This window comes from Candidatus Thermokryptus mobilis, from assembly GCF_900070205.1.
GTDB classification, from domain to species: domain Bacteria; phylum Bacteroidota; class Ignavibacteria; order Kryptoniales; family Kryptoniaceae; genus Kryptonium; species Kryptonium mobile.
The window spans coordinates 65,790-89,248 of sequence record NZ_FAOO01000002.1; the positions used below are offsets into that span (position 1 = coordinate 65,790).

18 protein-coding genes are annotated in these 23,459 nt (G+C 38.3%); 6 read left to right on the forward strand and 12 right to left on the reverse strand.

The genetic code is table 11. The annotated features are described in order from the left end of the window. The first annotated feature begins 107 nt into the window (after window positions 1-107). The 6 genes from FKZ43_RS01485 (at window position 108) to FKZ43_RS01510 (ending at window position 7,223) form a co-directional block, all read left to right on the forward strand. Window positions 108-740, forward strand: a complete 633-nt coding sequence (locus FKZ43_RS01485) for a sterol desaturase family protein (RefSeq protein ID WP_235894659.1) — start codon at window positions 108-110, stop codon at window positions 738-740. 40 nt (window positions 741-780) lie between these two features. Next, complete coding sequence (locus FKZ43_RS01490) at window positions 781-4,455, forward strand: PAS domain S-box protein (protein WP_140944104.1); 3,675 nt, start codon at window positions 781-783, stop codon at window positions 4,453-4,455. Further along, a complete protein-coding gene (locus FKZ43_RS01495) occupies window positions 4,455-4,847 on the forward strand; it encodes a response regulator (RefSeq protein ID WP_140944105.1) in 393 nt (130 codons plus the stop codon). Before FKZ43_RS01490 ends, FKZ43_RS01495 begins: the two co-directional genes overlap by 1 nt. Then, window positions 4,844-5,515, forward strand: a complete 672-nt coding sequence (locus FKZ43_RS01500) for an ATP-binding response regulator (protein WP_140944106.1) — start codon at window positions 4,844-4,846, stop codon at window positions 5,513-5,515. Before FKZ43_RS01495 ends, FKZ43_RS01500 begins: the two co-directional genes overlap by 4 nt. Before the next feature lie 159 nt (window positions 5,516-5,674). Then, on the forward strand, window positions 5,675-6,052 hold the full coding sequence (locus tag FKZ43_RS01505; RefSeq protein WP_140944107.1) for a hypothetical protein: 378 nt from the start codon (window positions 5,675-5,677) through the stop codon (window positions 6,050-6,052). Between the two features lie 4 nt (window positions 6,053-6,056). Beyond that, window positions 6,057-7,223 carry a sensor histidine kinase gene (locus FKZ43_RS01510; protein WP_140944108.1) on the forward strand — a complete coding sequence of 389 codons (1,167 nt, stop codon included), beginning with the start codon at window positions 6,057-6,059 and terminating at the stop codon, window positions 7,221-7,223. 60 nt (window positions 7,224-7,283) lie between these two features. On the opposite strand, the gene FKZ43_RS01515 is transcribed toward FKZ43_RS01510, so the two are convergent. From FKZ43_RS01515 to FKZ43_RS01570, 12 genes are all read right to left on the reverse strand, one after another. Beyond that, entirely contained in the window at window positions 7,284-8,138 is an 855-nt protein-coding gene (locus tag FKZ43_RS01515) for a homocysteine S-methyltransferase family protein (RefSeq protein WP_140944109.1), read from the reverse strand. Beyond that, complete coding sequence (locus tag FKZ43_RS01520; protein ID WP_140944110.1) at window positions 8,123-9,265, reverse strand: glycerate kinase family protein; 1,143 nt, start codon at window positions 9,263-9,265, stop codon at window positions 8,123-8,125. Before FKZ43_RS01520 ends, FKZ43_RS01515 begins: the two co-directional genes overlap by 16 nt. Continuing rightward, complete coding sequence (gene pdxA, locus FKZ43_RS01525; RefSeq protein WP_140944111.1) at window positions 9,262-10,260, reverse strand: 4-hydroxythreonine-4-phosphate dehydrogenase PdxA; 999 nt, start codon at window positions 10,258-10,260, stop codon at window positions 9,262-9,264. The genes FKZ43_RS01520 and pdxA overlap by 4 nt, the downstream gene beginning before the upstream one ends. Next, complete coding sequence (locus FKZ43_RS01530; protein WP_140944112.1) at window positions 10,250-11,611, reverse strand: GWxTD domain-containing protein; 1,362 nt, start codon at window positions 11,609-11,611, stop codon at window positions 10,250-10,252. Before FKZ43_RS01530 ends, pdxA begins: the two co-directional genes overlap by 11 nt. A 78-nt stretch (window positions 11,612-11,689) precedes the next feature. Further along, the gene (locus FKZ43_RS01535; protein ID WP_181180202.1) at window positions 11,690-12,421 is read right to left on the reverse strand and encodes a PEGA domain-containing protein; all 732 of its coding nucleotides are present in this window, start codon (window positions 12,419-12,421) and stop codon (window positions 11,690-11,692) included. Between the two features lies 1 nt (window position 12,422). After that, window positions 12,423-13,556 carry an outer membrane protein assembly factor BamB gene (locus tag FKZ43_RS01540; RefSeq protein WP_140944114.1) on the reverse strand — a complete coding sequence of 378 codons (1,134 nt, stop codon included), beginning with the start codon at window positions 13,554-13,556 and terminating at the stop codon, window positions 12,423-12,425. 20 nt (window positions 13,557-13,576) lie between these two features. Further along, a complete protein-coding gene (locus FKZ43_RS01545; protein ID WP_140944115.1) occupies window positions 13,577-16,417 on the reverse strand; it encodes a BamA/TamA family outer membrane protein in 2,841 nt (946 codons plus the stop codon). Window positions 16,418-16,473: 56 nt separating this feature from the next. After that, window positions 16,474-17,379 carry an aldo/keto reductase gene (locus FKZ43_RS01550; protein ID WP_140944116.1) on the reverse strand — a complete coding sequence of 302 codons (906 nt, stop codon included), beginning with the start codon at window positions 17,377-17,379 and terminating at the stop codon, window positions 16,474-16,476. Then, window positions 17,376-18,638 (reverse strand): asparagine synthetase B, encoded by a 1,263-nt coding sequence (locus tag FKZ43_RS01555; RefSeq protein WP_181180213.1) that lies wholly within the window; start codon window positions 18,636-18,638, stop codon window positions 17,376-17,378. The genes FKZ43_RS01550 and FKZ43_RS01555 overlap by 4 nt, the downstream gene beginning before the upstream one ends. Beyond that, complete coding sequence (locus tag FKZ43_RS01560) at window positions 18,638-20,464, reverse strand: tetratricopeptide repeat protein (RefSeq protein ID WP_140944118.1); 1,827 nt, start codon at window positions 20,462-20,464, stop codon at window positions 18,638-18,640. Before FKZ43_RS01560 ends, FKZ43_RS01555 begins: the two co-directional genes overlap by 1 nt. Beyond that, complete coding sequence (locus FKZ43_RS01565; RefSeq protein WP_140944119.1) at window positions 20,464-22,713, reverse strand: penicillin-binding protein 1A; 2,250 nt, start codon at window positions 22,711-22,713, stop codon at window positions 20,464-20,466. The genes FKZ43_RS01560 and FKZ43_RS01565 overlap by 1 nt, the downstream gene beginning before the upstream one ends. Further along, window positions 22,685-23,458, reverse strand: a complete 774-nt coding sequence (locus tag FKZ43_RS01570; RefSeq protein ID WP_181180203.1) for a UDP-2,3-diacylglucosamine diphosphatase — start codon at window positions 23,456-23,458, stop codon at window positions 22,685-22,687. The genes FKZ43_RS01565 and FKZ43_RS01570 overlap by 29 nt, the downstream gene beginning before the upstream one ends. Between the last annotated feature and the right edge of the window lies 1 nt (window position 23,459).

The window sequence follows — 23,459 nt, forward strand, 5'->3', positions numbered from 1 at the left end:
CTTTTAGTTTACTTTTTGATAAGTTACCAAAATATTGCATTAAAATCAATCAGCGATTTGCAATTTAATTCGGCAAAGTTTAAATTTTTTCAAAAAAGGGTAAAGAAATGGTTGAACAAACGATCAAAGCCAGAAGGATTCCCGATTATCTTTATCCAAGAAGGGGCTCCGCCGTGATGTTTAAAAATAGATTTCTTGAATCATTGACCAAAACACATCCATTGACCCCGCTTATAGTTTATCTTCCCGTTGTCATTTACTTTATCGCTTACTCATCCTACAAGTTAAACTTCAAGACATTGGCGATATTCGTTTTGTTTCTCACGGGCGCTTTTTCATGGACGCTTGCAGAGTATCTTTTACACAGGTTTGTATTTCACTTTGAACCGAAGACACCTATTGGTTTAAAAATACAGTTTATGATACACGGTGTCCATCATCAATATCCTCGCGACCCCAAACGTCTCGTAATGCCCCCGGTGGTTAGCTTAACGCTTGCGGTTTTATTTTGGTATTTGTTTAGATATTCGCTCGGCATTTATGCCTTTGCATTTTTCCCGGGATTTGTCGCTGGTTACATCGCCTATGATATGACTCATTACGCAATTCATCATTTTAAACCGCCAAAGAATAAACTACGCACACTCTGGAAACATCATCTTAAACATCATTACCAAGCACCTGATAGATCTTTTGGCGTTTCAACCCCACTATGGGACTATATTTTTAGGACGATATAGAGCTAAACAAGCTTGGTCAAAAAATTAAGAAAGTTTCAAAATGAACTTGAAAATTGACCCCGGGATTAAGGAAACTTCAAATGTTCAATCATTCTCACTGAAAACAGCCTTACTCTATTCTATACTTACCGCCTTAATTATAAATTTTGCGGTATTTCTGAATCAATGGTTTTACGGTGGAGAAATTGAACTTGACCTTTTCATCATACCTTCAGCAGTTGGAGCAATTTTTGGGATTATATTTTCAATGTTGAGATTGGCTGTTGAAAGAAAAATAGCAGAGGCGAAGAGATTCTGGGAAGGTGTGTTTCAGTCCGCGATAAATGGAATAATTTTAACCGATTTGACCGGAAAGATAAAATATGCAAACGATTACGCCATCAATTATCACGAGTATACGCTTGAGGAGTTAAAGGAATTTTACATATTTGACCTTGTCACGCCTGAATTTATTGAAATAGTCCGCGAGTATATAAAGGACTTAATTGAGCGAAATGAAACGGAAGCGCTTGAGATTGGGTTTTTAACAAAGAGTGGCAAAGTAAAATATGCTGAATTAAGCGGGAGGTTGGTAAAGCACGGTTCAAGTGAATTGATTCAATTTGTTGAGATTGACACAACTGAGAAAAGAAGATTTGAAAATGAACTGATTGAAGCAGAGAAAAAATACAGGGAACTTTTTGAAAACGCGGTCATCGGCGTATACAGGACAACACCAGACGGCAAGATAATTGATGTCAATCCTGCCTTTGTGAAAATGTTTGGTGCGAAGGACAAGTTTGAGATATTGCGAATGAAGGCATCCGATCTTTACGCTGACCCAAGGGACAGAGAAATTTTCATCCGCGCACTTGAAATTTCCGACTCAATATCAAACTTTGAGAACAGATTAAAACGACTTGACGGGAAGGAAATAATAGTGCGTGAGCATGTAAGGGCTGTAAAGGACTCACTTGGAAATGTCATCTTTTACGATGGAATGATTGAGGATATAACAGAGCAGAGAAAAGCAGAGGAGAAGCTAAAGGAGTCGGAAGAAAAATATAGAACGCTTGTTGAGGGTTCACTTGCTGGGACATATATCTTTCAGGATGGCAAATTCAAATTCGTCAGCGGTCAAATTCTTTCAATCTTCGGATTTACACCACAAGAAGTGCTTAACACAAGGAGAATTTTAGAAATTGTTCATCCCGAAGACAGGAAAAAAGTGATTAAATTGTTCACTTCAAACTTGAAAGGTGATATTTCAAAGTCGGGCTCTCAATTCAGGATTATTAAGAAGAACGGAGAAATAGCTTGGGTTGAGGTTCTTAATAATTTGATCAATTACGAGGGCAAGCCGGCGCTTTTAGGCACCATGCTTGATATAACCGATAGAATAAAGGCAGAGCAAAGAAACAGGATAATGTCCCAGCTTTTACTTTCGCTTAACGATGCGGTTGTATTAACTGATGAAAATGGGAACATACTTGAAGTCAACGATGCCTTCTGCAGGGTAACCGGTTATTCAAAAGATGAAGTGATAGGCAAAAACCCAAGAATTTTAAAATCCGGGCTTCACGATGCGAATTTTTATAAAGAAATGTGGGAGTCAATTTTAACGAAGGGATATTGGAGAGGCGAGATAATAAACAAAAAGAAAAACGGGGAATTTTACTTCGCTTTACTTTCAATATCTTCAATTAAAGACGAGATTCACGGTTTGACTTATTATCTCGGGATTCAGTCCGATATAACCGAGCGAAAGAAAGCAGAGGAACAAATAAGATACCAGGCGAATCTTCTTGAAAATGTCAACGACGCAATAATCGCAGCTGATTTGAATTATAGAATCACATCCTGGAACAAAGCAGCTGAGAAAATGTATGGATATAAAGCTGAGGAGGTCATTGGAAAAGAGATAAGCGAAGTTGTTAAAGTTGAATTCCCTGACTTGACGCGTGAGCAGGTAAGGCAAATACTTCAAGAAAAGGGATTTTGGAAAGGTGAAGCGATTCATTACAATAGATTTGGCGAAAAAATCTATGTCAGTTCTTCTCTTTCAATTATAAGAGACATCAACGGAAACCCGATCGGAACGGTTGGGATAAACCGCGACATAACCGAGCAAAAGAAGGCGGAAGAGAAATTAAAACTTTACGCTGAACAGCTTGAACTAGCTAACGCACAACTTCAGGAGCTGAACAAACTTAAAAGTGAATTTCTCGCTAATACCTCGCATGAACTTAGAACCCCATTGAATTCAATAATTGGATTTCTAAATCTCATCAAAGAAGGTCTTTACGAAAGTAAAGAAGAGATGATGCAATTTGTTGACAACGCTTTGATGAGTGCGAGGCATCTTTTGAACATAATAAATGACATACTTGACATAGCCAAAATTGAAGCTGGAAAACTTGAATTGACAATTGAAGATGTTGAGGTATCTGAACTTCTTCAAGAGGTTTGGACCCTGTCACATGTTCAGGCGGAGCAGAAAAAGCTTGAATATAGGGTGATATATCCCGAGAAGCCGATTTTCATAAGAGGGGACAGAAACCGTTTGAAACAAATTTTATTGAATTTGATCGGGAACGCAATAAAATTCACACATAAGGGTGGCATAACTGTAAAAGCGGAGGTTTTTGAGGAAAAAGGTCATTGCCAATTTTCTGTAATTGACACAGGAATTGGGATATCAAAAGAGAAGCAAGCGAAACTCTTCCAAAAGTTTGTTCAAGCTGATGGAACAACCACAAGAAAATACGGCGGAACAGGACTTGGCTTAGCCATAACGAAAAGCTTGGTTGAGATAATGGGCGGTGTAATTGAACTTTTCAGCGAAGGTGAAGGCAAAGGAACAACAGTAACTTTTACGATACCACTGTCAACGAAATCGTTTGATAAAGAAATCACGATAAAACAAGGTGAAATCTACGGCGATTCAGGCCTTCTGATACTTGCAGTTGATGACGACCCTGGATTTGCTGAATTTTTGAAGACATTTCTTGTGAAAAACTCATTTAGGTTTTTATGGGTTGATAACGCAGATGACGGTTGGGATTACATATTGAAATTTAAGCCAGATGTTTTGATACTTGACTATGCAATCCCGCATAAATCTTCAGCAAAATTGAAAAACGGTTTTGATATAGTTTTGAGAATTTACGACACGCCCGAACTCAAAGACATGCCTATAATCATCGTCACAGGTCATCTGCAAAAGGTAAATGAACTCCTGAAACTTTCATTTATAAATTTTAAGCCCAGCGTCGTTGAAAAACCAATTGAACCTGAACATTTGCTCAAGATTTTGAAACAATTTGTAAAAGAAAAAAACGAAATTGACATATTGCTTGCTGATGATGACCCGAACATTGAAATTTTCCTTAGAAAAATTTTGCCACATAAATTTAAAATTGACTACGCAAAAAACGGAAAAGAAGCGATTGAAAAGATTAAATCCAAAAATTACGATATACTCCTGCTTGATTTGATGATGCCTGAGCTAAATGGCTACGATGTCATCAGAGAACTCAGGATAAAAAAACTTGCCCCAGAACTCCCAATTCTTGTTATAACAAATTACCCAGAACCAACTACACAAGAAGAGAAAGAACTTCTCTCAAAGAGCATGGGGATAATCGTCGTTGATAAAAGCGAGCTTAACAGTCAGCCAGAAAAACTCATATCATTGATAAACAAAAGCATTAAAACAAATCAAAGGATTGTTTGATGCCTCATATACTTGTCGTTGAGGATGACAAATTAACTGCGCAACTTTTTGAAATAATTTTGAAAAGGAGAGGGAAATTTGATGTGACCGTTACAGATGACGGGGATAAGATCATGGAAATTTTAAACTCGGGAAATGTTGACCTGATAATCATGGATGTTTCGCTTTCGGGAACTATCGTTAACGGTTCCCAAGTTGACGGAATAAAACTTTCCAAGATGATAAAGGAGAATGAAAGGACTGCAAAAATTCCAATAATACTTGCAACTGCACATGCCATGAGAGGCGATGCTGAAAGATTCCTTGAAGAAAGCAAAGCGGATGATTACATTTCAAAACCGATAACTGATCATAACTTCTTGATTGAAAAAATTAAAAGGTTTCTAAAGTGAGCGATGAAATAAAGGGTAAAGTTTTAATCGTTGAAGACGATAAAAATTACGCTGAGATTTTGAAAAGGGTGATAATGAAAAACGAATATGAAATCAATTTAGCATACGATGGCAAGGAAGGTCTTGAACTTTCAACTAAATGGAAACCGGATGTGATAATTGTTGATTGGATGATGCCTGGGATGTCGGGGATTGAGTTGATCTCAAAGTTGAGGGAACATCCCGAATTGAGATTTTCATATATCATTATGCTAACAGCGAGAGTTGAAACCGAGGATAAAATAACCGGGCTTGAAGCTGGAGCCGACGATTTCATAACAAAGCCGGTTGATTTCGGTGAGCTCATCGCAAGGATAAGAGTCGGGTTTAGGATAAAAAAACTTCAAAGTGAAATAGCGGAGCTTCAACACGAATCCGCACTTCTTGAAATGGCAAGGACCCTTGGTCACGAGATAAACAACCCACTCAACATAATTTACCTTGCGCTTGAACTTATAAATCGTGCCTTCAAAGAGGACAACCCCGACAAGGAAAAAATAATAGAAAATCTAAACCGTATCCATCAAGCTTCAGAAAGGATAAAAGAAATCGTCAACAAACTCATATCCTTGCGAAAACCCGCCTTTAAAGAATATGTAAACGGCAAAAGAATGCTTGACCTGGGTTAAAAAGCATATAAAAATTACCCACCGTTTTTGTAATTTTTACAAAGTCAATCGTTTAACCCCACTTTAAACTCCAATTTTTCAATTCTTTTCAAAACCTTCTACTTTGGCACAATAGTTGAGATTTTACTTTGTTAGAAGCGAACAAATTTGGTTTTAGAGATGTCACTCGTTTGTAAAATTGTGGTTTATACCTCGGACGAAAATTTCGCCAAGAGAGTTAAAGAAAATCTCGGTGAGGAAAAGTTCATCATAAAAGTTTTTGACCTTTTCTCCGATGTCGTTAAATCGCTTCAGGAAGAACTTCACGATATTCTAATTGTTGAGACGAACTTTCCGAACGAAGTTGAAGGTCTTTTGAAGGTTGCAGATAATATATTGTATGGGATTCCGATAATCGTTGCCTGTGACGACAAAACTTTCAAAGTTGAGGAAGGAAATAATTCAAGGTTTTACTTCATAAATAAATTTTCAAACGCAGAGGAATGGTTGTCGCTTCTCAAACTTGTGATAAGTGAAAACTATCTTATAACACTATAACGCTATGACATCAATTGTGATTCAAAATATCATATTCATCGTTCTCGTCATTGGTTTCAGCTTTGTAGCAAAAAGATACGGGAGGAAAATTAAAAGTTCATTTAAAATTTTGGCTGGAATTATAATTCTGTGGTTTGCTTCACTTCTTAGTTTTTTTGATCAATTCTGGCTTCAAATTTTTCTGTTAACTGCAGGTGTGTTTATCAGCGTAGCAGGCATGGTTTCATTTACAAGGGAATTAAAGAGGACGGATTTCAACATTGACTCGGTTGAGAAAGCTGTTGATTCAATTTTAATGGGTGTTGGAGGTAAGACAGCTTTAATTTACTTGATCAATGGGGGAAAAACCATCCGAAGTTTAAATTCACTCAAAGATGCAAGTTTCGCCTTATCAATCCCGATTTATAAAAATGCCGATATGATTGGTTATCTTGTTTTGTTTGGAGAACGACCCTTCAGCAAATTTAACGAGGAAAAATTTAAGACCGAGCTCGCGTTCCTTAAACTCTACCTTGAAAACCTATCCTTGAAAGAGAAGGAAGCGAAAAACATGAGCTCACAGTATTTGTCAATTCTTGTGCATGATTTGAAAAAACCGCTGACGGCTATTTTGGGATTTTCCGAAATTTTAAAAGAGGAGATAAAAAATCTTTCTGAGGAAGAAGCGCTTGATTTAATCACCAACATAAACAAGGCAGGATTGGAGATGTTAGCGAACTTAAACCGATTAAACGAGTTATATGAAATTGAAGCCGGGCGATATAAGTTAAAATTTGAGAGGTTAAACTTGTTGGACGAGATAAGAAATTCTCTTGCTTCCTTTTCAGACGAGATTGAAAAGAAGAAGATCAATATAATCATTGACTCCGAACATGGATTTGAAATTTCAGCTGACAGGGAGAAAATAAGGGTTATGCTTTGTTATCTGTTTTCAAATGTCCTAAAATCGCTTGGTGAAAATTCAACTTTGAGGATAAACATTCAGGAATTTGAAGAAAAAATTGAAATTTCAATTAAAGGGTTTACCCTTGGTTCGGGTCTTGATAGTGTTTTAATAAAAAGCATCGCTGAACTTCACGGTGGCTGGATAAGTTTAAGCAACGGGCATTTAAAACTTTACCTTCCGAAATTTAAAATTGAGGAAGGCGAAGAAAACTTCGCTTTAAATTAAGCTTCTCCTCATGGCGTCCTCCACATAAATAGCACGGGTTATCCCTATCCCGTGCTTTTTTTATTTAATTTCGCCGTCAACTATCTTCTTTATTACAAGGATATGTTCTGGTCCTGTCCCACAACAACCACCGATGATGTTCACGCCGAGTTCAATCATCTTTTTAACAGCTGGTATGATTTTATCTGGGGTTTCCGGATAAACTAATTCATCGCCGACTTTCCTCGGTGTCCCAGCGCTTGGTTGGATCAAAAGGAAAAATTCCCGCGTAATGGACCTGAACCCCTTAACTATCTCAACCATCTCACCAAAACCGTTTCCACAATTTGCCCCGATGATTTCCGCCCCAAGTTTCAGCATCTCCCTCACAGCAACTTTAAAATCAACCCCTTGATAAGTTTTTATCCCTTCTTTTGTGACTTTAAAACTCATTGTTACAGCAATAGGTAATTTCGTCTCGCCTCGCGCAACTTCAAAGGCAATTTTCATTTCCTCAACATTTGTCATCGTCTCAATTAAAATCACATCCACACCACCATCTCTCAAACCTGATATTTGCTCCGAGAAGTAATCATACATCTTTTTAAAATCACCGATATTTTTCAAACCGATCGGGCCAACGCTACCAAATAAAATTTTCCCCTTTGATTTTACGAACTTAGCTATCTGAGCCGATTTTTTGTTAAGTTCATAAATGTTGACCCCAAATTCGGCAAAGCGCGGTGAATTTGCACCAAAAGAATTTGTGGTTATTATATCAGCACCAGCATCAATATATCTACCATGTAACTGAGAGACGACCTCAGGTTCGGTTAAATTCGCTAACTCAGGATATTCAACTTTTGCTCTTTTTAAAATCTCTGTCCCAACAGCTCCATCGCAGACGAGGATTTTATCCCTCAAAATTTCAAACATAAACCTTCAATCAAATTGGCGATTTGAACAGCAGTGTTGAACAAAATTTTATCTGCGTTTTTCATAGCGAAATTTTCGGTCATTGATAAATTCGTCATACTGAATATACTTACAAGTCCAATGGACCTTGAAAGTTGCAACATATCACCTTCAATTTTTCCGGTGATCGCAACAACAGGGACATTCCATCGCTTGGCTTTTTCAACAATCCCAGTTAACACTTTCCCATATTTAACTTGTGAATCAATTTTTCCCTCGCCTGTTATGATAAGTTTTGCATCTTTGATTTTTTCATCAAACTTGACCATATCAAGGAAAAGGTCAATTCCCTTAACAATTTCAGCGCCACAAAAAGCAACAAGCCCACCTGATAGTCCACCCGCTGCCCCTGCCCCGGGGAGATTCTCTATGTCAATTCCATATTTTTTCTTAACGACCTTTGCGAGTTTTCGCAAAGCCATGTCTAGTTTCTTGAGGTCGCTTTTTTTAGCCCCCTTTTGAGGTCCATACACAAAGGAAGCCCCGCTTGGACCGCAAAGCGGATTTAAAACATCAACTGCAACTTTGAAATTAACACTTCTAATCCTCTCGTCAACTTCTGAATCATCAATATCTTTAAGTTTGAGTAAATTTATACCGCCTTGCTTTATTCTTTTACCGTTTTCACCGATAAATTTGTATCCAAGCGCTGAGGCCATTCCCATACCGCCGTCGTTCGTTGCGCTTCCACCAACACCGACAATTATCTGTTTTGCACCAAGTTCAATCGCTTTCTTAATCAATTCACCAACGCCGTAAGTTGTTGTTACCTTCGGGTCTCTTTTCCCCTCGGGCACAAGCGTCAAACCACTTGCCGATGCCATTTCAATTACTGCGGTTGAATCAAAAGTCAAAAACTTCGCCTTGACCCTCTGATAAGGCAACGGACCCGTGACGATGCTTTCAATTAATTTACCCCCGATTGAAAAATGCAACGATTCAACAAATCCTTCACCACCATCTGAAACAGGAACCGTGAGGACCTCAAATTTCTCGTTAACTGATTTAAAAGCATTCGCTATTATCTGAGCTGCTGAAACTGAACTCAAAGAACCCTTAAACGAATCAGGTGCGATGACAACTTTCATCTCTCGTTTCTTTTTCTGTTTATAGAAATTTTTGCGGATAAAATCATCGCCCTCTCCATACTTTTTTCATTTGCGATGAACTTGCCAGCGATATCATAAGCAGTTCCGTGATCTGGTGAAGTCCTCACGACTTTAAGTCCAGCGGAAAAGTTAACAGTCGTGTAAAAATCAATCAGTTTAACGGGTATCAATCCCTGATCGTGATACATCGCAAGAATTGCATCGTAATTTTTATATTTTTTCTCACCGAAGAAACCATCTGCGGGAAAAGGACCTTCAACTATTTTACCCTTTTTCAAAAAAGATCTAACAACTGGCTTCAAGATTTTCTCCTCTTCATCCCCAAGCAATCCTTCTTCCCCAGCGTGAGGATTTAAACCAAGCACTGCAATTGATGGAGAGCTAACACAAAAGTCAAAATTCAAAGAGTCAATCAAAATCCCAATTTTTTCCCTCAAAAGTTCCTTTGTTATAAATCCACTAACATCCTTAAGGGGCGAATGTATCGTCGCAAGCGCAACTTTTATCTTGTCATTTACGAACATCATCAGATAATGTTTTGAGTTTGATAACTTCGCTATCATCTCAGTTTGTCCGGGAAATTTAAAACCAGCGCTGTTAAGTGCTTTTTTTGAGATGGGGGAAGTGCAAATCGCATCCGCTTTGCCTTCAAGACATAAATTTACAGCAATTTTAATTGATTCACCCGCTATCATCCCGGAGATTTTTGTCGGCTTCCCGAAATTAATTTCAAAGTTTTTAAAATCAGACATTGGTAAAACATTGACAACTTCACCATCTTCAAAATCGCTCTCGTCATTCATAATATGAAATTTCAATTGCAAAAACTTTGAATAGAAATTGATGACTTTGACCGGGGAGATAAGAAAAGGGTGACATTTTGAGCGAACACTTTTTTTGACCATCGCTTTTAAAGCTACCTCTGGACCAATCCCATTTATATCTCCGACGGTGACAGCAATTTTAGGGCGCATAAGTTTCAATCAATGTTAATTTGAAACTTCCATATTGATCAACGAAGACAAATTTTCTCCTTATAGGTTCATAATACCAAATTTCTTCAGTTGGTTTTCCTGGGGTATATTTTCTCTCAATTTTTGTCGGTTGTCCATAGATAATGTAAATTCTGCCTCTATCGGTTCTTGCACCGTCTCTTTCACGCAAAGTTGAAAAATTCATAAAAGCGTAATCAACCCTTCTGTAAAATTCAGCCATAAGCTCATTATAAACGGTTTTTGGGGTCGGGTCCCTTTGCGCCCAAAACTCCTTGAATTTCTGCAACCTTGCTTGTGGAGTCCCAAACCTCAATTTAGCCATTTCATCTGACGAAGCGATGTATTCAAGAATACCTATCGCATAATCAAGATTTTGAAGTGAAAATGGCATATCAACCCATTCAACAGTGAATTTTCTCGTGAACTCCTTTTCAACCTGAATTTTATCTACATCTTCAAACTTAACCGCAAGCGTCAATTCATATTCACCGAGATCAAGCGAATCCCCGCTAACCGGGATCAAAAGTGAATAATAATTTTTCGGAGCAGATGGGCTTAGAAGATAAGTGAAAATCGTATCCCCGGGGTTTTCCCTGAACACAAACTCCATATCATTTCTTATCTTGTCAACCTCAATGCTCTCACTCTTTATCACCCTTTTTTTGCCAAATTCAGCAAAATAAGTTATTGAATACTTAACCTCGCTTGCCTTGTCAGTGAATTGAATATACGCTATAAAACCTCTCCCAAAATTGACTCTATTGCCAATGTTCGTCGGGATCAAAACCATAGTATCGCCACTCTCTTTAACTTCCTGAATTATAACGAGGTCTGACGCATCAAAGAAACCAGGCTTAAATGCCTTAACTTTGAGTTTTCTCTCGCGCTTTAAAATTTGATTTGACTGTTCATCTTCAAGTATAAGTGTAAGGCGATAATTCCCAGGGGCAATATCAAAGCGGAAATTTCCCTGGGTGTAAATATCTTTTGAGTTCGTTTCATCATAATTATCTGTCCCTCTAAATCCGCGAAAACTTTTTCGTCCAACTGTTCTGCCATCATCTGTGAAAATTTCAGCTGTGACGGTAAAATTTGAAATATACTCAGGTGAACCGAGGGGATTTTTAACAAAGGTTAAAATATCGTTCGCTATTCTGAAATTTATATCAATTCTGCTTTTTGATGTATCATCGCTAATGAGGTTTACGACTTCATAGAAAAAAAGGCGCGTTTCTCCCCCAAGGGTTGAAAAGAAAGGTCTAAAAAAAGGGAGTTGGGCATTTGCTACAAAACTTGCGAAAACAATAGCTAAAAAAAATATCTTTTTCATCTTTGTGCCTCCTGAAGTTTTTCTGGGACTAATTTAAAAATATAGACAGGAAAATTCAATTTGAGGTTTAACGAGGGATTAATCCGAGAGAAGAATATAAATTCCAAGTAATGTTGTCGCCTCAAAAATTACAAGTGTAAAAGCCGAGATCCTATCGTATGTCTTTATGGTGTTAAGTTTTCCGGCATCGCCTGTTCTCAGATATTCCTCGTAAAGGGCATCTGCTTTTGTTTTGAAATAAATTGAAAAAAGACCGCTTGATAAACTTATCACAGCAATTGGCAAGACCATTTTAAGTTTATCCCTTGAACCTTTACGAAGTTCATCATCAACCCCATTTTTCGGTTTTAAATTAACCTCAAATTTCCTCGCTTTGCCATCAATGAAAATTTCAACTTCGTCATAACCCTTCTTTGAAATTTTCAACCTCTTTCCGATCAATTCCTTCAACTTAAAAACAGACGGCGTCACCCCCAAAATTGAATCCCCGAGAAAAATATCCGCACCAAACGGGATGGAATTTATCTTAACATATTTATCAAATGTCACAAACAAATTCAGCGTATCCCCAGCCCTGACATCAATTTTTTGTTCGTAGTCAGATTCAAGCCAATCGCTCATTTCGGGATTTTTAACCTTTAAAATGTATGCTCCCGGCTTAACTTTAAGATTTACGATAGGTGTAAGCCCAATTAGCTTTGAATCAATATAGACAAGTGCCTTTTCAGGATCGGAATTTATGTTCAGAAACCCGAAATCATCCTGAGCGAAAACTTTTGAGACGAAAACCAAAATGAAAATTACCAACATTTTACTTGGTTTGTTCTGTTTTAAATGCATAAATATACCTGTCCTCACTCGCAACGACGAGAAAATTCTTCCAAGCAATCGGACTTGACTTTACCCGTCCCCTAGTTTCATATTTCCATATTAAATTCCCGTTTTCAATTTCAATTGCATAAACATTTTTGTCAAGCGAACCAAATATTATGGTTTTCCCAGAGATCACGGGTGCGGAGTTTATCAAACTTTTTGCGGAAAATGTCCAAATTAACTCACCATTGTTTTTGTTAAGTGCGAAAAATTTTCCAGACGCCGTCCCGAAAAAAACAAGCGTATCGTTTAAAGCACAACCACCGTAAATTTTTGAACCAGTGTTAAACCTCCATTCTTCTTTTCCAGATTTAATGTCAACGCAAAAAAAGTCCCCACCAAGCGTTCCAAAGTATATCTTTCCGTCGGATATTGAAATCGGTGCAAATATAGGGGAGTTAGCATTAAACTTCCAAACCAATTTCCCATCCTCAATCCCGAGGCAGTAAAGATTCCCATCGTCACATCCAAACAAGATGAACTTGCCATCAGATGCGGGCGATGAATGAATCGGCTTTTGAACCTTAAACTCCCAAATTTTTTCGGGAAGCTCATACTTAAGATTGTAGTTTATAACTTCACCTTCAAGTGTGGCAACTATCAAATTGTCATACACAAGGAGAAGGGACGACTCAATTGGTCCGATTTTCTCCTTCCATAGAGATTTACCAAGGTTTAAATCAAAACATTCAAGCGTATTTTTCCCCAAAGCGCTTGGGATGATAAGTTTATTTCTGTATAAAACTGGGGTTCCATGGACGGGGGATTCGGCACCGATGGTTCCGATTTTTTTCCCCGTTTCAATATCAACAAGGTGTATTTCACCGGCGAGCGTTGCTACAAATAAAATTCCATCGGCGATGAGCATCGGCGCGTTTGAAAAGCCAGCACCAGCGTTGTAAGTCCAAGAGAGCTGAAACGGTGGAGATACTTTATAATAAGATTTGTTTGATCTCGTGGGTGAATTCCCGTATTGAACCCAGTTGAATTCACCAAGTATGATGTTTTTTTCAAGTTTGAAAGACGAGCAAGATGTCAAAATTAATAGTGCAAGGGGGAAAAATTTTTTCATCTTAAAGGTCAATTTTCAATTTAAAAATCCCAGCCGAAGAAAAATTGGTGAAAGAATGACCTTTGAACCTGGGAGAAATTGTTCTCAATCCTTTTGCCCACATCATATCTCAAGACGAGAACCCCGCCGATGTTAAATCTTATCCCGAAGCCAAAACTTCCGAGCGTTTCCCGATATTTATTGTCCCATGCGCTACCTGAGTCAAAGAAGAAAGCCCCTCTTATTGAACCGATGAAAATTCCGCCGAATGGGAATTTAATCTCAAACTTATCAATGAACGGGAACCTTAACTCCTGACTTACAAGCCAAAGTTTTTTGCCTCTTATTGACCATCTTTCATATCCACGCAGGTCCCAACTTCCACCCATAAACCAACGCCTTGCTTCCTTCCCCTCGTTGTAGAAAAGCATCAATCTAACGGCATAAGCGGAACGCAGTGATAACCTAAGATAATGGCGATAATCAAAAATAACAGTGTAATAATTAACATTTGAGAATTGAACATCCGTTGTCCAAGCAAGTGTTAAATTAAATCTTTTTCCATCAATTGGACCAGTTGGCGACCAAAGTGAATTGTCAAATATGTATGAGATTGAATTTGAAAGCAACATCGCTTTTCTCTCACCGGTTCCGAAAAGTATCTCTTTGTCAGACCTATTCAACATTATGCTTGACTCAACCCTTCTGAAAACTGAAATCGGATAGCTCAGGGCAAAATAAGCGCCATATGCCTTTTCATAATAGAAAAGGTCGGGGTCAGTTAAATCGTATCTTCTCCCAGCGAAATGGAAAATACCGTAAGCAAAGTTTGTCCTCTTGCTCAGCGAGACACGAGATATTGCGATGTTAAAACTCTTTAAAATTTCATCCTTCGTTTGAGCGGTGTTGTAAACCAGGAAATAATATCTTTCGTTACCAAGCAAATCACTTAAGGCGATTGCTGCACCACCAACGGTTCCAAAAATTGGATCGGTTGAGATTTGACTCTGGGCTATATCAAGGTCATATTTGCCACGATATGTCAGAACATTTATCTTTTGAATTCCCTGTATTCTTGGGGTATCCCAATGTGTTTTCTCAATATCAGCGTGGTTTATTTTCTGCGTAAAAATTGGTTTCTCCATTTTCCCTTCAAGGACAAAAATTTTAAACTTCAAATTTTCAAGCGCGACGAAAATAATTTTCCCATCATCTGTCCAAGATAGGTCAAATGCGGATGTCGTCAAATTCGTAATTTGCCTTATTTCAAAAGAGTTCAATCCATTTACACCTGAAACGCCGTCAAGTTCAGCGATAAATTTCGGCTGAGACAAATCCAAAGTCCAGATGTTCTGTGTCCCATCTATGTCGCAAACAAATGCAAGAAAACGACCATCAGGTGACCAAGCTGGAGATGAGCATGAAAAGTTCCCATAAATCAAGTAGTTTATCTTATCATCCTTTACATCGTAGAGGAATATGTTGTATTTGCCGTCTTTGCCGAAAATTGTTCTATCCGAGACAAAGGCAATTTTATCACCTCTTGGAGACCAAGCAACTTCTTTGTCATCGTAAAAATCAAAAGTTAACTTTTTAAGCGTTCCCGACTCAATGTCAAAAATATAAAGGTCACTATACCCGGATTTATCAATTGCGCTTAAAGCAAGATTTCTGCCATCGGGTGAGAAAGAAAGCGATGTTATCATAACAAGTGAATTAAATTGAAATGTCTCAAGGAGTTTTTCGCTTTTCAAGTCGTATATATGTATTGCGTCGTGATCACCGGATTTAGTTATAAAAGCAAGTTTGCCGTCTTTTGATACATCAATTTTCGTTTTGAAGAAGTGAAATGATTCAAATTTATCCGTTCTTTCCCCTTCAATTATAACTTTCGGTTTTGCTTTTTCGCCAATTTCAACTTTATAGATATTCGTGTAACCCGTCAAATTCCCAACAAAATAAATTTCACCTTTGTCGTTGTTTCTATAGAACACAGGTCCCATACTGAAGCCGTCATCAACGATTGGTTTTGCAACCGCGCTCGGCGGGTCACTATATTTCAAAAGCGGGTAATATCTTTTCTTCAAATGGTAAAGCCATTCCTCATCAAATTGTTTGTAATTTTTCCCTATCGTCATCTCAAACACTTTTTCAAACGAATTAGCTTTCCAAAAATTTTCAAAAAGCAAAAGTATTTTTTCCTCGCCGTATTTTTCGGCAATATATTCAAGGATGTTTTGTCCTTCTTTATACATCAAAAAAGTCCCAAGAATTCTATCCATTTCTGAAAGCGGGACGATGTAGTTATTCAAGACCGCATCCCTTAAAAGCATTTCCGCTTGATTGTCCCATTTGGTGGACCAAAATTCCGCAAGTCCTTCTGTAAACCAAAGTGGTGGCATCTTTTCAGTTGGCTGACGATGGTCTTTCAAAACACGCTGAATTTTGTGAAGTGTGAAGACATGGACCAACTCGTGTTTTATTACATGCCTGAATTGATAAATTGAACCATCAAACGGGATTACAACGCGCCCTTTTATAAACTCAAAGAAACCACCAACCCCTTCAGGAATTAAACCACTCGTCGTATTCGTCTGTTGAAAATAAAGATGAGAACTGTAAAACACAAGCGGGATTTTATTCAAAATGTTTATATTGAACTTCTCCTGTAGCTCAGCGTATGCCTCCTCAGCAAAGTAAGCACCTCTTTCAGCGATATCTCTCATCTCCGGGTGGTAGTAAATGTCAAAGTGCTCCGTAGTCAAAATGTTCCACTGAAACTGCGTATATTGAACCTTGTTCCGCCCGAAGTAATACCATTGCGATAGGCAATCTGAACTCAGGAAAAAGAAGAGAAGGGAAATTTTTAAAACCTTTCTCATCTTTATGCTAAAATTAATTTGGTTCTCTCAAAATTTATAAACCGCCCAACGAAAATTTAAGTTCTCTTCCACCAAAGCACTGATGTGTTCGCATATTTTTTGCTCTTCTCAATCAAGGCGTCAATCTCATTTCTCGTCATCGGGATGAAATTTCTCGCTATCTCAACATTTTGTTTTAACTCAGCGATGCTTTTAACGCCAACTATCGCAGTACTTATCGGAAGTGAAAAAACATATCTCAAGCTATCCTCAACGAAATCTATCACCCTACCATCTGATAGAACCTTCATTGCTATGACGCCGATATTTTTCTTTTTAGCCACCGGGAAGATAACATCGCCGAAATCGTTCAAAAGTTTATCAACGGAACTCAATGGGATAAGCACTGTCTCAAAGTCAAATCTGTTAAGTGCTTCTTTTATAACCTCGGGTCTTGTATGTCCAGTGATTCCAATATGTTTGCACAACCCCTGTTCTTTTGCTTTTATCACTGAATAAAGCGAGCCGTTTTTAGATGTAATTTTATCAAGTTCAGCCATGGTATTCACGGAATGAATTTGAAGTATATCAACATAATCGGTTTTTAATCTTTCAATGCTCTTGTTTATTTCACGCCAGGAGTTTTCCTTGTCCCGTTGAAGTGTTTTCGTGGCAAGTATAACCTCGTTTCGTCTTGACCTCATGACTTCACCGACTTTCTCCTCAGCGTTGCCGTATGTGCTTGCGGTGTCAATATAATTTATGCCGAGGTTTATCGCTGTCTCAATTATTTCAACCGCGAGTTTGAAATTACGCAAAGCCCCAATTTGAGCACATCCAAGACCGAGAATTGTAACCTTAAGTCCCGTCTTTCCAAGCTCCCTTTTCTCAATTTCAGCATTTGAGCCTTTAATCCCCACTAAACCAGCGCCAATTATAGCAGTGCTTGTTTTCTTTATAAACTCCCTGCGTGAAATTTTCATGTCTTTAACTTTTTCTTTTTTGCTGCTGGGAAAAGGACATTGTTTAAAATCAAGCGATATCCCGGCGAATTTTTATGAAGCGATAGATCAGTCGGAGGATCACCAACAGCGTGTTGATAATCTTCAGGGTCGTGTCCACCAAGAAATGTAAAGGTCCCACGCCCGTAATTACCATGAATATATTTAACTTCGTCAGTGCCCTCTTTCTCGGCAAGTATCACGACGGATTTCTTTATGACTTTCCTGTTAAACGAGGTTGTTTGCCCCATGAAATTGTGAATGACATTGACATGGTTTTGAGTTAGCATTGTCGGCACGGGGTCATATTTAGCGGAAAATTCAAAAAGCGTGAAATAATCTGTTGAAGGGTCACGAAGTGGAGGTGGATCGCTGGGTGGAAGGTCAATATCAGAATACTCGTATCTGTATGGGTTCATTTCAAGTTTGAAATTTTCAAATGCCAGAGTTTTTGAGAAATCAAGTTTCTGCTGACAATCTGGATCGGGTGGGTCTCCATCATACATAACATCGCATATATCGGTGTTTTCAGCTGCAAGGGCTATATCAAGCGCATCGGTTGCCGAACACATAGCGAAGACGAAACCACCAGAAGCGATATATTCCTTTATGCCACGTGCAACCGCCTTCTTTAATTCTGATACCTTTTTAAACCCCAACCTTCTTGCTTCTCTTTCATACATCATCTGCTCCTCAACATACCACTGTGTCTTCCCAAAAGAGGCATAGAATTTGCCATATTGACCTGTGAAATCCTCGTGATGAAGATGAAGCCAATCATATTCAAAAACTTTCCCATTTAAAATTTCCTCATCCCAAATTTTATCGTAAGGAATTTCAGCGTATTCAAGCGCCAGTGTTACAGCATCATCCCAAGGTCTAAAGTTTGGCGGGACATAAACAGCTATTTTCGGTGCCTTTTCAAGCCGAACGACATCCATATTGCTATTTTCATCCTGAATCAAAGCATAAATTTTCAACGCCTCAGAATTTGATATAACCTCAAAAGCCACACCGCGAACCCTGCACTCATTTACAATCTCATCGTGATAATCCATCATAAACGAACCACCGCGATAATTCAAAAGCCAATCAACATCAACACCGTGTTTAAGCGCAAAATAAGCTATTCCATACGCCTTCAAATGGTCAGTTTGTTTCAAGTCCATATAAATTAAAATTTTATTCTGTCCCGATGCCAAACCCAAAACGGAAAAAATTAGAAGAAGAAATTTTTTCATCATTGTATCTCGCCTCTCAATTCTCTAACTCTCTTCCTTGCTTCGCTCACATATATAGAATTTGGAAATTTTGAAATAAGTTTCATAAATGTGTCAACCGCAACTTCCCTATTTCCCAAATTTTCTTGATAAATTATTCCCTTCTGCATCATCGCATCATCTGCGTAAATGCTTTCAGGGTGCTCATTTATGATAAGGTCAAGATATTCAATTGCCTTATCAAGTTTATCCATCGCCTTATAAGACATCGCAAGCGTGAAAATCGCATCATCAACAATAGGACAATTTGAACAGTTTGAGATTATATCTTCAAGGATTGATATCGCTTCACCGTATTTTCTTTGCTTGAGTTTCAACTCAGCAAGGGCAAATTCTCTCAAAGGTTTATCTGACGGGAAACGGTTGGTTTGAATTTTCAAAAGCAATTCTATTGCATCGTTTGAGTAATCCGAAGAGGTTATCTTTGAAACATCCTCAAGGACCCTTCTCGCCCTTTCAAATTCACCTTGATAATACCAAACCTGAGCAAGCGAAAATTTCACCTTTAAAGTATCGGGAAAGTTTTTGAAGTTGAGCAAATACCTATATTTTTCCTCAGCTGCGTTCAAATCCCCCTTTAATGTCAAAATCTCCGCTATTTTAAAAATCGCTTCCCTTCCAAGATAAAGCATAAATTTTTTCTCCACTTCTTCAAAATATCTCTGCGCCCTGTCAAGATCAAAGAAAACATCAAGCTCTATAAGCCCAATTCTAAAAAGCGCTTCTGCTTCATATTTCGTCGCTGGAAATTCTTTTGAAATTTCAGTGTAATCACCTTCAACCTTTTTGAACTCTGAAAAAAGAAGCGTGTCGTCTTCAATTTTATTTTTCAACTTTTGACGAAGGATTTCCTCACGAGAACGAATATACCCAAATTTTGCTTCCGGAAGAAGCTTTGAATTCGGGAAATTTTTTATCACCTCATCGTATGCCTTTAAAGCCATGTTGAAAATTCGCCTATTGAAAAGGTCATTCGCAAAATTCAAAATCACATCACCATTTGCGAATGTAATTTTATCAAGTTGTTTATAAACATCCAGTGCCTTGTCAAAATCTCTCACCTCGTTCAAAACCCAGGCGTAAAGTTCAAGTATTCCGATATTCGTCTTTGAAACCCTCGCTTCAGAATCAAGTATAGGTATAATCTGTTTCAAAACATCCGCTCTATCTATATATGACGACATCCTTGATTTAACACTCGGAAGCATGCTCGGCGTCCTTCTCAAAAGTTTTATGTATTCTTCAATAGCTTTGTCAAATCTCATTGTGAACTCGTAAAGCATCGCTATTTCATAAGAGTAAAGTTCTTGCACGCCGGCAACCCTTTGAGCTGTCCTCAAGTAATCAATCGCCTTATCAAAAAGTCGGTTCTGAATTAAATAATCAGCCACCATCCTGTAAACACCCGGGTTATCCTTGTATGTCTTTATGATTTTATCCCATATCTCAATTGCTTCTTTTTCCTTACCCGCTTTGAAGTGAACATCCCCAAGCTTAGCCATCATGTCAATATCATCTGGATGATTTGAAAGCCAAAGGCGGGCAAGATAAATAGCTCTTTCATAATTTTTCGTTTGGGAGTTTAATCTCACAAGGGCATCAAGATAAGTTCTATTGTCGGGATTTTTGAAGTAGAGTTCCTCGTAAATTTTTAAAGCTCTCTCATACTCACCCGCTCTTTCAAAAGATTGAGCCAAACGCCAAAGGTTGAGCTCGTTCTGGGATTGAGAAAGGAGAAGTTCAAAAGATAAAGCAAACAAAATTATTTCTAATAAATTTATCCGCATTAAAACATAATCCTTGGTTTTTGCTCCGATGTATGGATGTCACACTCTTTTGTTGGGAGATACTTTCTTATAAATAGGTCAGTTATCTTCTGTGGACAATAAGGGGTAGCAAGTTTTTGGGACTCAGCACAAACCGTAGCAGTCACAACATCAGGGGGTTGTTCAAAATCAAGTATAGGCATATTTATATCTGGGTCATCGTAGACATATTTCATAAATCTTCCCCACATTGGAGCAGCTGCTCTACCACCTTGACCGAAAGTTCCACCGAAAGTTATTCTTCTATCATCAAAGCCGAGCCAAACGCCAGCTACAAGGTTTGGTGTATAACCGATGAACCAAGCGTCTGCGAACTCCTGCGTTGTGCCAGTTTTTCCAGCACAAGGTAGATGGAAAAATTGCCTAACGCGAGTCCCTGTCCCAGAATTTACAGCATCCTCAAGTATATCAGTTATTATGTAAGCCGTCTCAGGGCTTATCACAACCCTTTTCTCCGGCTTTGCCTCTTCAATGACATTACCGAACCTATCCTCAATCCTCAAAATAGCCACTGGTTCAACATAAATCCCATCGTTTGCAAAAACACCATAAGCGGAAGTCAATTGAAGCGGTATAACCTCCGCGGTTCCAAGGGCAATTGATTCGTAAGGCGGTATGTCAGTTGTTATGCCCATTTTATGAGCGTAATCAATGACTTGATTTATCGGTGCAAGTTCCTGTAAGACCCTGACTGCAACTACATTTATTGACATCTTCAATGCTTCCCTTAAAGTTACTTTTCCGCCGAAAGTTCCATCAAAATTTGACGGCGTCCATCTCTCACCATTTGCCATAATTATGGTTATTGGCTGATTTAAAAGTTGATAAGCCGGTGAATATCCATTGTCAATTGCGACGGTATAAACGAACGGTTTAAAAGCGGAACCCGGCTGTCTTTTTATCTGTGTTACATGGTTTAAACCATACTTGAAAACCTCAAAATTTGAGCTCCCAACCATCGCCTTTATATAACCTGTTTGCGGTTCAATCGCAACAAAACCAACTTGAATTCTTGTTGCTTCCCTTTTGACTGAATCAACGAAAGCATTGTCATTTAAAAGTTGAGCATAAATCTTTGGTTTCTCGGTGGAATCCGCATTTACATATCTTAAGTCCTGCCTTATCGCTTTATCAAGGATAACTTTCAAAAGATTTTTATCCCAGCGCCAACTTTTATCAAATTCCTGCTGGAGTTCGGCAAGCTGTTCCTTTACAGCCCTTATGGCGTGCCTTTGCATCCGAGCATCAAGGGTCGTATATACAACAAGTCCATCCCTATAAATGTTAAATCCGTATTTCTCCGCCTTCTTTTGGAGTTGCCATCTGATATATTCAAGGAAATGTGGCGCAATTCCAGAATAAATGTACTCACGACCACGATTTAAATTAAGAGGTTCCATTTTCGCCTTCTTATACTCCTGCTCGGTGATGAAACCAACGGTTAACATATTCTTTAAGACGACATCCCGAATCCTTATCGCTCTATCTGGATATTCAAAAGGATTATACTTCGCTGGTGATCTAAGCATTCCAACAAGAAGCGCACACTCAGCAAGCGTCAATTCACTTGGACTTTTCCCAAAATAAACAAACGAAGCGGACTCAACCCCATAAGCGCTCATTCCAAAATATGCGATGTTCAAATACATCTCAAGTATCTCCTCCTTCGTATATGTGCGCTCTATTTGAACCGCTGTTATAGCTTCACGAATTTTCCTCGTGATTGAAAGCTCTTGAGAAAGATAAAGGTTTCTTGCAAGTTGTTGTGTTATAGTGCTTGCCCCCTCACGAATCCTTAAACTCAAAATGTTTTTCACCATCGCTTTCAAAACCCTGTCAAGGTCAATACCCCAGTGCTTGTAAAACTTTCTATCCTCCGTCGCTATCAATGCCTTTATTAAGTTCTTCGGTATGCTGTCAATGGGCGTATAAGTCCTCTGCTTGATATAAAATTGACCAAGTAGCTCACCATCGTATGAGTAAACTTTTGTCGCAAGCTCCGGGGTTGGATTTTCAAGCTGCTGTAAAGATGGAAGCCCAACAGCAAGATAGACAATATAAGCAGAAAGCAAAACAGCAAGCAAAATTATAACGATGTTTTTTATTTGTTTCCTACGCTTCAACATTCTTAAAATTTTCAACCTATAATCGGGATCATTAAAATATCTTTCCTTGTCAATCTCACTTCTGAAGTAATTTCTTAACTTCATCGCTTGTGAATTCCCATTTTTTTATCTCAAATTCTGTCTCAAAAAATCCATATGTGAAGTTCCAAAGCCAATCACCTATATTTACATAATAACCATCCCCGAGCTTTTTTATCCCAGGCTTATGAAGGTGTCCCATGACGACATAGTCAAAACCATCTTCTATTTTCCCCTGCGCAAATTCAATCATGCTTTTCTCCTCACGAAGCCGATTTTCACTAACTGAAGCTCTATTTGTTGAATACTCCCGGCTTTTCCTTGAAAATGCGCTCGCAAGTTTAAGACCTAAATCAGGATGAAATAAAGAATAAAGAAAGATGCTTGTCCCATTTCTTAAAATTTTCTTCAGCACCTTGTATCCGATATCATCTTTTGAAAGCCCATCACCGTGGATGATGTAAAACTTTTTCCCATTTAACTCAACTTTTAAATCGTCTTTAAAAACCTTTATCCCTATCTCATCCTCAAAGTAATTTCTAACCCAGAAATCGTGATTCCCAAGGACATAAAAAACCTCAACTCCTGAATCAACAAGTTCAGCGAGTTTACCAAGCACTCTGACAAATCCCTTAGGCACAGCAAGTTTATACTCAAACCACACATCAAAGAAATCACCGACTATAAAAAGTTTTCCCGAACTTTGACCAACTATATCAAGGAAACGTAAAAGTTCAATTTGCTTTGCGCGTTCGCTTTCCTTTGTTCCGTGTCCGAGATGAACATCGGATATAAAAAAAGCCCTCTCCAAA